This window comes from Shewanella sp. CG12_big_fil_rev_8_21_14_0_65_47_15 (assembly GCF_002783505.1).
Lineage (GTDB): Bacteria > Pseudomonadota > Gammaproteobacteria > Enterobacterales > Shewanellaceae > Shewanella.
Map to the genome: position 1 here is coordinate 1 of NZ_PFGL01000018.1, position 10,831 is coordinate 10,831.

The following is a 10,831-nucleotide window of genomic DNA, read 5'->3' on the forward strand; positions in this document are numbered from 1 at the left end:
AAAAGCCAACTGCTCTACCGACTGAGCTAACGACCCATCTAGTGTTGCGCTGATTTATACACTTTCAGTAAAGTGGAGAATCGTGAAGGATTAAAACCATTCGACTGATTGGTTAAAAGCCAACTGCCCTAGCTTTATAAAAAAGCGACTGAGCTAACGACCCATCTAGTGTTGCGCTGATTTATACACTTTCAGTAAAGTGGTGGGTCGTGAAGGATTCGAACCTTCGACCAATTGGTTAAAAGCCAACTGCTCTACCGACTGAGCTAACGACCCATCTAATTTACTACACTTTAAATACCACTAACTTATTCTATTTCCTAGAGTAAGTGGTGGGTCGTGAAGGATTCGAACCTTCGACCAATTGGTTAAAAGCCAACTGCTCTACCGACTGAGCTAACGACCCATTTACTGGTATTTTGCGCCCCTAACGGCCTTGCCGCTCTGAGGGCGCCTATAATACCTTTTTCATTTTCCCATGCAAGCGCAAATTCCCAATTTTTTGTCGTTTGCATGAAAAACAGACTAAGAGTATGTTTTTTAGTTAATTAGGCTTTCATTGCGGCCAATTGCTGCTGAGCGATCCGTGCCGCTGCGCTATTTGCGTAGTCTTTCACAACTTGTTGGTAGTATTGGATAGCACCCGCTTTGTCACCCGTTTTCTCTGCAATCATGCCAAGCTTCACTAAACTATCGCCACGTTTATTTGAGTCGCTAAAACGCACCACCACAGTATTAAAGGCTTGCTTCGCTTCCGCAAATTCACTCTTATTAAATAGCAATTGCCCTAACCAGTAGTTGGCATTTGCCGCATAGACTGAATCAGGATATTGCTTAATGAAGGCTCGGAATGCTGGAATAGCATCGTCATACCGACGCTCTTTCAACACTAAGTTGACGGCGCTTTCATAGCTTGCCGTTTCACTTAAGCTACTGGCCGCCGCATTAGCGGTAGCTGCAACAGCGGCTGGTGTTGTGGAGGTTGTAGCGGCTGGTGTGGCAGCGGCTTTGGAAGATAAATTGGCAATTTCATCGTAAAGCTGACGCTGGCGTTGCTGCATCTGCTCTATTTGGTAGTTTTGTTGTTCGGTTAAACCACGTAAGTCGAGAACTTCCTGCTGCAGAGTATCCAGACGACGCTGCATATCAAGTTCGCTTTGTTGTCTCGATTTAACTATGCGCTCTAAACGAGCGAGTCTGTCATCACCTGAACCACCAGCAATATCCTCCACCGGCGCAGGTGCTGCAACCGCAGCACCTGCACCAAGGAACATTGCCGTAATTAAGACGGCACGTTTCATGGTGTTACTCTCCGTAATTCAATCTTAGTAAACTAAAACTGCGCGACGGTTTTTACCAAAACCTTCATCGGTGCGAGAGAAGTCTAATGGCTTCTCTTCACCATAGCTCACGATACTCATTTGGCTTGGCTGTACGCCCATACCTTGCAGATATTTAGCCACAGCTTTAGCACGACGCTCACCTAGGGCAATGTTGTACTCAGGCGTACCACGTTCATCGGCGTGGCCTTCAATCAACACACGCACACTTGGGTGCTCAACTAAGTAAGTACCGTGGGCTTCTAATACGGCGGCAAATTCGGTTTGAACTTCACTGCGGTCGAAGTCGAAGTAAATGATGTGCTCTCTTCTCAACTCTTCCAATTGCTGACGTTGTTGCTCTTCTGGTGACAACATAGCGCCAACACCACCGGTTTGAACGCCACCATTCAGTTCGCTACCAGAACCACTTGTCGAGCCCATTGCATCAGTTTCTGATTCAGAAGTTGAGCTACATGCACTAATAGCCATAATTGGAAGTGCTACCAACATAGCTTTTAACAACTTGTTCAGATCCATTACGTGTTCCTTATAAAATTAAATGTTAATAAATCAAGGTAATACATTAGAGAAACGGAGACCAGGAAGGTGATTTCACCTCACCCTGACCTGCCGGTAATCTGGCTTTAAAACGTCCGTCCGTAGAAACAGCTGCTAAAACTTGCTTGCCTTGGTAGGTAGTGCCATAAATCACCATAGTACCATTAGGGGCCACACTGGGAGATTCATCCAAGCGTGTCGATGTTAGCACCTGCATAAAGCGCGTATTCAGATCCATGCGCGCAATATTAAATTTACCATTCGTGCGATTGACGAAAATCATGCTACGTCCATCAGGGGTAATAGAACCACCCAAATTCCATTCACCTTCAAAGGTTTCACGGGTGACTTTGCCTGAATTTAAATCTACGCGATATAACTGGGGTTTACCACCGCGCTCAGAGGTAAATAGCAAGGATTTACCATCTGGAAACCAAGAAGGTTCAGTATCAATTGCATAGTGGTTAGTAATACGTTTGATGGCTTTAGTCGCGATATCAATTACGTAGATCTCAGGTTGACCATCCTTTGATAGCGTCACTGCCAGTGACTTACCATCGGGGGAAAACGCTGGTGCGCCGTTGATGCCTGGGAAGCTGCTCACTTTAGTACGCACTTGAGTGTACAGATCCTGAACGAAGATCTCCGCTTTCTTGTTCTCAAAACTCACATAGGCTAAACGACGGCCATCGGGTGACCAAGTCGGAGACATTAACGGCTCGGGTGAGCGGAGTAACATCTGTTCGTTGTAACCATCATAATCAGCGATCATCAACTGATAAGGCGCTTTCTGTGTATGATTGACCACCACGTAGGAGACTCGAGTTAAGAATGCGCCACGAATACCCGTCAACTTTTCATAGACAATATCGCTAATTCTGTGTCCATATTGGCGAAATTGGGCCGCAGAGATCACAGTTTGTCGACTGTCCATCAAAAACTCAGTTGCACTCACTGGGCCCTTCAGGGCTTGATTTTGTGCCTTGACTAAGTCGATTAAATCGAAGCTAACCAAGAATTGGTCTGTACCATAGGGTTTAACCGATCCTAATACTAACGCTTCGGCGCCTACGCTAGCCCAAGCATTCGCTTGAAACTGAGCCAATGCCCCGATATTACGTTGGGGAAAACCTAGCTCGTCTAAAGGTTTAAACGTACCGCTACGCACTAAGTCAGACATCACTACATCGGCAATCGCCTGTGGTGGTGCGCCAGCGCCTTGCCATACGAAAGGCATCACGGCAATCGGACGAGCCGCATCGACCCCTTCGGTGATCACTATATCCAATGCCGCTTTTGCGGGGGTGGTACAAAGCAGAACCACCAATGCTAACCATTTTGCCAAAATTTTCATGGGACTCCTTTAATTAAACGTTGGTTCAACGATTAAGTTAATTTCTTTCATCAAGTTATAAACCGCAGGATCCGAGGAAACAGGCAATTTACCCGCCTTTTGAATCGCCGCTTTGGTCGCACGGCAAACATTAGGATCGCCACCTTCCGTTTGACTGCTGATCACAAAACCATCGTTAGCTAAGCGCACCGACACTTTACAGCTTTTACCACGCATCGACTCATCTACAACTAAGCTACGCTGAATTGTCGATTTAATCATGGCGGTATATTTTCCGACTTCGCTTTGCATCTGTTTATTCATGGTTTGTGACAGCGCCGCCTGTTCCGCTGCTAACGCATCGGCCATTTCCTGCTCCTGCTGGGCCAGGGCTTTAGCTTCTGCATCGGCTTTACGTTTACGCTCTGCCTCTTCCTTTAGCTTGCGATCGGCTTCTGCTTTTTTCTTGCGTTCCGCTTCTTCCTTCTGCTTACGCTCGGTTTCAGCTTTGGCTGCTGCCGCTTCTTCGGCTTTACGTTTTTCAGCCGCTTTTTGCGCTGCGTCTTCAGCCTCTTTACGCTCTTGTTCCTTCAACTTGCGGTCGGCTTCCGCCTTTTGCGCTTTTTCCTTTTCCTGCTGCTGCTTCACTTGGGCGACTTTAGCGGCCTCATTTGCCTTTTGGGTTTCAATTTCCTGCTGTTTGCGTTCTTGCTCTAGTTTTTTAATCTGGGCTTGTTCACGCTCACGTGCTTGCTTTGCCTCCTGCGCTTTACGCTCAAGCTCTGCTTGTCGCTCGCGCTCGCGCCGCTCTGTCTCGCGCTTTTCCTGTTTCAGTTTTTCCACCTGGTTAGCCACTTTCTGTTGGTCAACCATAACGGCTTGGACTGCGGGTGCGCTAACTTGTTGCACTTGCACAGGTTTATGGGTGAAATCTATGCCAATGGCCAGAATAATTATCACGCCAATATGAATACCTGCTGAAATTGACAGAGGTAATGCAAGATTTGAATTATCCGCCACCTATTTCTCCTTGGGTGAATCCGTCATCAAACCGACTGATGGCACACCAGCACCTTGCAAAGTTACCATTAACTGGATCACTTTATCGTAGGGAATATTTCTATCGGCCTTAACCACGACTGGGCGCTCTGGCTCAGTCACAATGATCGCAGCAACTTCAGTCGCCAATTCTTCCAAATCCATTTCTATATTGGTCGAACCACCTTTATTGAGGTAATAAGTACCGTCGCCATCAATGGATGCCACCACGGGCGGTTTGCTGTCCGCGGGTAACACTTCCGCCGCTCCCTGGGGCAGTTCTACTTTGACCCCTTGGGTGACTATCGGCGCTGTTACCATAAAAATAATGAGCAGCACTAGCATGACGTCGATATAGGGCACCACGTTGATTTCGGCAACGGGGCGACGACGTTTGCGCTGATAAGCTGGTTGCATTATGCCCCTTCCTTCTCACTGTATGCTTGGCGATGCAGGATGCTGGAGAACTCTTCCATAAAGTTGGCGTAGGCCATTTCCAATTTATCGACCTGAGTCGAGAAACGGTTATAGGCGATAACCGCAGGGATCGCTGCAAATAGACCCATAGCCGTTGCAATCAAGGCTTCAGCAATACCGGGGGCAACCATAGCTAAGGTCGCGTTTTCCATCGAGCCGATAGCGATAAATGAGTTCATAATTCCCCATACCGTACCAAATAAACCAATATAAGGGCTAGTTGAACCTATTGTGGCTAATAAAGGTAAGTTGGCCTCTAACTTTTCTAATTCGCGGGATAGAGTCACGCGCATCGCCCGCGAAGTCCCATCCATTACCGCATCGGGTACTTTGCTATTTAATTTATTCAGGCGTGAATATTCTTTAAAACCGGTAACAAATAATGATTCTAAGCCCGTATTATCCGGGCGCGCCGATAATTCTTTATATAGGCGGTTTAAATCGACACCTGACCAAAATTTATCTTCAAATTTTGCCGATTTACTTTTTGCGGATGTCAATAAACTGCGGCGTTGTAAAATCACCGTCCAAGACATCACCGACAAGCAAAGTAAAGTGAACATCACAAATTTCACTAATAAACTGGCTTGTAAAAATAACCCAACAATCGACATATCAGCTTGCACTGTCAAACTCCTGCACAATATTTAAGGGAATAGCTCGGGGACGCATACGTGATAAAGCAACACAGGCCACAAGCACAGTGCCTTCACAATAACAGTTTCCCTGATGATCAACCAAACGTTGATGAAATACCAACGAGGCCTTTTTCAACTCTATGACCTTAGTTTCTACAATAAGGTTCTGTTCAAAACGCGCGGCTTTTCTAAACTCGAGTTCCGCCCGCTTAACAACAAACGCGGTATCATCGGCTAACAATGCTGTCTGACTTACGCCTAGGGCCTTTAACCACTCGGTTCGCGCACGTTCGAAAAAATTGAGGTAGTTCGAATGATAGACAACACCACCAGCGTCGGTGTCTTCGTAATAGACAGAAATGGGCCAATAAAACGTCATTTGGAATAAGCAAATTTTGGTTGAAAAATTGACGCTTACTATACCTAGGGAAACAAGACTTGTGAATGACCCGACGAAGATATAGGTAGGGATAGCACGGGTTTCAGGTGTATTTGAACATTTGTGAAAAACAATGGGGTCAAAGGACCCCATTTCATTAACATAGTTCGCTATTTTGCGAGGGTTTGCGGTAATGTCAGACCAAAGCTTTGCCACAGGAAACTGTAGATATCGGCAAATTCATCGATCTTCATCGCCGTAGGCTTACCCGCGCCGTGGCCAGCATTGGACTCGATGCGCATAATCACAGGTTTATCGCCCCGCTGCTTCTCCTGAAGCATGGCCGCAAACTTGAAACTGTGTAGCGGTACCACACGATCATCGTGATCGGCGGTCATCACCATAGTCGCAGGATAAGCCTGTGTTTTTACATTGTGGTAGGGCGAATAGGCCAGCAATGCGGGGAATTGCTCCGCCTTATCGGCACTGCCGTATTCGCTGGTCCATGCCCAGCCAATGGTAAACTTATGGAAACGCAACATATCGAGCACCCCCACCGCCGGTAATACGGCAGCAAACAGCTCAGGACGTTGCGTCAGTGCCGCACCCATCAGCAAACCACCGTTACTGCGACCATAGGCGCCAAGCTTAGTGTTGTTGGTGTATTTTTCGTTCACCAGATATTCGGCGGCGGCAAAATAGTCATCGAACACATTTTGTTTTTTGTCGAACATCCCCGCTTGGTGCCAGCTTTCACCGTAATCGGCGCCTCCACGTAGGCTTGGGACGGCATAAATGCCCCCCATATCTAACCAAGCAATGTTGGCAGGACTGAAACGAGGTGTCATCGAAATCGCAAAACCGCCATAGGCATAAAGCAGCGTCGGATTTTGACCATTTTTCACTAAGCCTTTTTTATAGGACAGCATCATAGGCACGCGCGTGCCGTCTTTGCTGATATAGAACACTTGCTCAGATACATAATCATCGGGGTTAAAGGACACCTGAGGTTTAGCAAACACCGTTGACTCTGAGGTCTTAAAATCAAATTTATAGGTGGTTTCCGGTTGAATATAGCTGTTAAAGACATAATAGAAGTAGTCTTTACTCGCCTTACCAAAGGGCCCGGCCACATTACCCAAACCTGGTAATGCGACGTCTTGACGCTTCTGCCCGCCCATACTGTAAATCGATAATTGCCCCAGTACATCGTGTAAATAACTCACGACTAAATGGTCATTAATCATGGCAACATTATTAATCGGATCTTTAGACTCGGGAATAATCGTTTGCCATTGGGATTTATCGCTATTACGGGTATCAATGGCAATCACTTTACCATTGGGCGCATCTAAGTCGGTTTTAAAATAGAAAACCGTACCATCGTTACCTAAAAATTCATATTCAGCCTCTAAGTTGAGGATCAATTCCATCACTTGTGATTTAGGCTCAAATAAGGATTTATAGAAGAAACGATTACGCTTATCTGTGCCTTGAGAAATCGATAATAATAAATATTCGCCCTGCTCAGAGACATCGATACCAAAGCCCCAATCTTTATTCTGTGGGCGTTCGTAAATCAATAAATCTTGGCGTTGATCTGTGCCTAATTTATGGTAATACACTTTTTGATTAAAATTAACATCGGCTAAGACATCCCCACCCGCAGGGGCATCATAACGGGCATAAAACACCCCTTGGTTTTCTTTATCCCACACCGCACTGGAGAACTTAATCCATTTCAGCTCATCGGCAAGCTTCTTACCCGTCGCAATATCAATAAACTGCCATTGCTGCCAATCGGAGCCCGAGTTAGAGACTCCGTAAGCTAAGATCTTACCGTCATTGCTGACCGATACGCCAGAAAGTGCCACTGTACCATCGGCAGATAAGGTATTGGGGTCCAAGACGGGTTTCTCAACGTCATCCTTGCCTTTTACATAGAGTACCGATTGCGCTTGTAAACCATCATTGCGGTAGTAAAACTGATTATCCCCATTCTCGAAGGGAGCTGAGATCTTCTCGTAGTTCCATAATTGTGTGATACGGTCTACGACGGCTTGCTTATTGGGAATTTTAGCTAAATAAGCTTGACCAAACACTTGCTGTTCTTTTACCCAGTTTTCCGTTTCTGGGGTGTTTTCTTCAAGGTGACGATAAGGATCCGCCACCGCCACGCCATGAATAGTTTCAACTAATTCATCTTTTCTCGTCTCAGGGTAAACTAATTTGTTTGCGCTAACTTGCTGCGCGGAGGCTTCTTCTGGTGCATTACCACTTTGGCAGGCACCGAGTGCCATTCCCAATGTGGCCACTAACAAACCTTGTTTTGCAAGGTGAAATCTGAATGCCATCTTATTATCCTTCTCGTGGTTTCGGGCTTAAGGCCTTTTCAGCAAGTACTATACAAGTAAAAAATCCCATGGCAATGGCGTAACTTAATATGATGATTTTTTACTTGTGTAGTGGATTTAACAAAATGGCAGCAAGGACAAGCCTATTGAAGTGTATTGTTATGCACTAATAGTGACTGATAACTTATTAATCAAGGTTAATAGTGACTTAAGTGATATAGATCACCTTAATGCCCATTAGAATTACTAATGTTTACGGGCAATTTTTCTCGTTTGTTTTACAGCAGAGTTCACCATAAAATGTGCTCGTTTTCAGCAGATATCTGCTTGCAGATATGGAAAACAAAGAACTTTTAAACTGGTGTGTTCCCAACACGGCAGTTCATCTCTGGTTCTTATGCTTGACTTCCTTCCTTCAATTTGTTGATTGCAAATACATTATTTTTTGCGGCCCGCTTAGATTAAGCGGGCTTTTTTTTATTCATTTCAAACACACCCCGCGCTTGCACAACCATGCTTATTACAACCATCGGCTTTAATCCCCTTCGATATCAGAGCCTTCACCCCACTGTAATTTTCTTAGCGCTTAACGGTTCACCGTTCATTAACGCCACAAATAAGAAAAACTCATCATCCTAATGCTCGCTAATGCGATGAAATCTGAGCCAAACTGAAAGGGCTAAACCATTTGAATTAAACACACAAATTAAATAAGTACTACAAAGGCTTGCTGATCCGTATCACAACACGGCGGTTAAGTGCTCTTTCTTCCATATCATCGTTAGAAGCCACATGGCGGCGTTCGCCATGTCCTACGGTAACGATCCTGTCTTGGGGAATGCCGCTGGCAACAAAGAATTCTTTTACCGATTCCGCCCGTTTATCCGATACTTTTTGGTTTACTGAACGACCACCATAACTATCGGTATACGCATCCACCAGTACTAACTCGACCTCAGGATCATAAGCCAGGTATTCTTGAACTCGAGCTAACTGTTGTTTAGAAAAACGGGTTAAATCTGTGCCACCTTCGTCATAATTAAGCACAGTAAAGGCGATATCTTCAAAGCTATAGGGCAATAAATGGGATAAACACGCCTTAAATTCAGCATATTTGCGGCCAAAATTTGCAGCAGAGAGCCCAACCGCAATCTTATTGGAATCGTTATACCAATCGGCATAGTAAAAGGTCGGCTCCATTCCTCGACTCAACTCCGCCAACATCGACCATGCGGCACGTTTAGGCACTTCACCATTAAAATATTTTTGATAACGCAGTGAAGTGATCTCCTTAGAAACCACACCAGGGCGCCATTTGGGTGCACGGCTCATCAAAGTCGCATTGGTGACCTGATCAGGTTTAACCCACATATCTAAGGTAAAATTCAGATTGAGCTGCTTACCGGCCTCACTAGTAAAAATCGCTTTACCATAGGATGGGATATCGTGCTCGAGGCGGCAAACAATGGGAGTGTTCTCACTCACACGCCATTGGGACTCACCTAAAGAGGCCACATAGTGGCGCAACTCTGCCATTGCAGTTGCTGGAACGCATAAAATTGATACTAATATCAGTTTTCGCCACATTGCCTATACTCATGTTTATTCGGTTACATGGCTTTATCGGCAAACTTTTTCGTTCCTTTAGCGCATAAAACCACCAATCAAGCATGACACACCCGAGCACATTAAGCATAATAGCGCCCTGTAAATTTTCTTGGGTACTTTAATGAGCGACATTTGCGACGCGAATAAATTGAAACACCGATTTCGGGGCTACTTTCCCGTAGTGATTGATGTCGAAACCGCGGGCTTCAACTCTCAAACCGATGCGTTGCTGGAAATAGCCGTCACCCTGTTAAAAATGGATGACGAGGGTGTACTCGGAATAGATAAAACCTTGCACTTTCATATAGAACCATTTGAAGGGGCAAATTTAGAACCCGCAGCCTTGGCCTTTAATGGTATCGACCCTAACAACCCATTACGTGGCGCTGTCAGTGAAAAAGAAGCGTTTTTAGAGATTTTTAAAGCGGTGAAAAAGGCCCAAAAAGCCTCTGATTGTCATCGCTGCATCATAGTGGCGCATAATGCCGCCTTCGACCATGGGTTTGTGAGTAAAGCCATTGAGCGCTGCGACTTAAAACGCTCCCCCTTTCATCCCTTTGCCACCTTCGATACAGCTACATTGGCCGGACTTGCCATTGGCCATACTGTGCTCGCTAAGGCATGTATGATGGCTGGTATTCCCTTTGATAATAAAGAAGCTCACAGCGCCCTATATGATACCGAACGTACTGCGGAACTCTTTTGCTACATAGTCAATCGCTGGAAGAGGTTAGGTGGTTGGCCTCTACTCCCACAGGACACCCAAGACAATAAGGCTGAAACAGATAACGAGTAGTAGCTCCAAGCAACTCTTTAACGCCTCAAAAAGCCGCTAATTTATTAGCGGCTTTTTGACTTAATATGGCACAGGAGCTGTGTTTCGAATTAGGAACCCTGGGTTCAAATTCTTTAAACAAAAAAGGCTATCATTGCTGATAGCCTTTTCCGTGAAATATGACGCAGGAGCTGCGATTCGAATGAGGAGCCCAAGGGTTCAAATAGCTAAAATGCAAAAAGCCGCTAAATAAATTAGCGGCCTTTTGACTGAATATGGCGGAGGAGCAGGGATTTGAACCCTGGGTGGGCTATAAACCCACGCCGGTTTTCAAGACCGGTGCATTAAA

10 protein-coding genes and 3 tRNA genes are annotated in these 10,831 nt (G+C 45.6%); 1 reads left to right on the forward strand and 12 read right to left on the reverse strand.

Going from position 1 to position 10,831, the window contains the following annotated elements; all coding sequences use genetic code 11:
* Positions 1-73: 73 nt before the first annotated feature.
* From COW15_RS04685 to motY, 12 genes are all read right to left on the reverse strand, one after another.
* A tRNA-Lys gene (locus tag COW15_RS04685) sits at positions 74-163 on the reverse strand.
* Between the two features lie 37 nt (positions 164-200).
* Positions 201-276 (reverse strand) — tRNA-Lys (locus tag COW15_RS04690).
* Between the two features lie 54 nt (positions 277-330).
* Positions 331-406 (reverse strand) — tRNA-Lys (locus COW15_RS04695).
* Between the two features lie 142 nt (positions 407-548).
* Positions 549-1,301 (reverse strand): tol-pal system protein YbgF, encoded by a 753-nt coding sequence (gene ybgF / locus COW15_RS04700; protein WP_293630464.1) that lies wholly within the window; start codon positions 1,299-1,301, stop codon positions 549-551.
* 24 nt (positions 1,302-1,325) lie between these two features.
* Positions 1,326-1,859, reverse strand: a complete 534-nt coding sequence (gene pal / locus COW15_RS04705; protein ID WP_293630465.1) for a peptidoglycan-associated lipoprotein Pal — start codon at positions 1,857-1,859, stop codon at positions 1,326-1,328.
* 46 nt (positions 1,860-1,905) lie between these two features.
* A complete protein-coding gene (gene tolB / locus COW15_RS04710) occupies positions 1,906-3,234 on the reverse strand; it encodes a Tol-Pal system beta propeller repeat protein TolB (protein WP_293630466.1) in 1,329 nt (442 codons plus the stop codon).
* Between the two features lie 9 nt (positions 3,235-3,243).
* On the reverse strand, positions 3,244-4,233 hold the full coding sequence (gene tolA / locus COW15_RS04715) for a cell envelope integrity protein TolA (RefSeq protein ID WP_293630467.1): 990 nt from the start codon (positions 4,231-4,233) through the stop codon (positions 3,244-3,246).
* A complete protein-coding gene (tolR, locus tag COW15_RS04720) occupies positions 4,234-4,668 on the reverse strand; it encodes a protein TolR (RefSeq protein ID WP_293630469.1) in 435 nt (144 codons plus the stop codon).
* The gene (tolQ, locus tag COW15_RS04725; RefSeq protein ID WP_007648938.1) at positions 4,668-5,354 is read right to left on the reverse strand and encodes a protein TolQ; all 687 of its coding nucleotides are present in this window, start codon (positions 5,352-5,354) and stop codon (positions 4,668-4,670) included. Before tolQ ends, tolR begins: the two co-directional genes overlap by 1 nt.
* A complete protein-coding gene (gene ybgC / locus COW15_RS04730) occupies positions 5,344-5,745 on the reverse strand; it encodes a tol-pal system-associated acyl-CoA thioesterase (RefSeq protein WP_293630474.1) in 402 nt (133 codons plus the stop codon). Before ybgC ends, tolQ begins: the two co-directional genes overlap by 11 nt.
* Before the next feature lie 170 nt (positions 5,746-5,915).
* A complete protein-coding gene (locus COW15_RS04735; RefSeq protein WP_293630476.1) occupies positions 5,916-8,099 on the reverse strand; it encodes a prolyl oligopeptidase family serine peptidase in 2,184 nt (727 codons plus the stop codon).
* 717 nt (positions 8,100-8,816) lie between these two features.
* Positions 8,817-9,686 (reverse strand): flagellar protein MotY, encoded by an 870-nt coding sequence (gene motY, locus COW15_RS04740; RefSeq protein ID WP_293630477.1) that lies wholly within the window; start codon positions 9,684-9,686, stop codon positions 8,817-8,819.
* Between the two features lie 142 nt (positions 9,687-9,828).
* Between motY and rnt the strand changes: the two genes are divergently transcribed.
* Positions 9,829-10,503 carry a ribonuclease T gene (gene rnt, locus COW15_RS04745; protein ID WP_293630478.1) on the forward strand — a complete coding sequence of 225 codons (675 nt, stop codon included), beginning with the start codon at positions 9,829-9,831 and terminating at the stop codon, positions 10,501-10,503.
* Positions 10,504-10,831 lie beyond the last annotated feature (328 nt).

Coding starts and splice junctions, on each gene's coding strand:
- ybgF (WP_293630464.1), bottom strand. CDS start 1,301: ATGAAACGTGCCGTCTTAATTACGGCAATGTTCCTTGGTGCAGGTGCT.
- pal (WP_293630465.1), bottom strand. CDS start 1,859: ATGGATCTGAACAAGTTGTTAAAAGCTATGTTGGTAGCACTTCCAATT.
- motY (WP_293630477.1), bottom strand. CDS start 9,686: ATGTGGCGAAAACTGATATTAGTATCAATTTTATGCGTTCCAGCAACT.
- tolB (WP_293630466.1), bottom strand. CDS start 3,234: ATGAAAATTTTGGCAAAATGGTTAGCATTGGTGGTTCTGCTTTGTACC.
- rnt (WP_293630478.1), top strand. CDS start 9,829: ATGAGCGACATTTGCGACGCGAATAAATTGAAACACCGATTTCGGGGC.
- tolR (WP_293630469.1), bottom strand. CDS start 4,668: ATGCAACCAGCTTATCAGCGCAAACGTCGTCGCCCCGTTGCCGAAATC.
- ybgC (WP_293630474.1), bottom strand. CDS start 5,745: ATGACGTTTTATTGGCCCATTTCTGTCTATTACGAAGACACCGACGCT.
- COW15_RS04735 (WP_293630476.1), bottom strand. CDS start 8,099: ATGGCATTCAGATTTCACCTTGCAAAACAAGGTTTGTTAGTGGCCACA.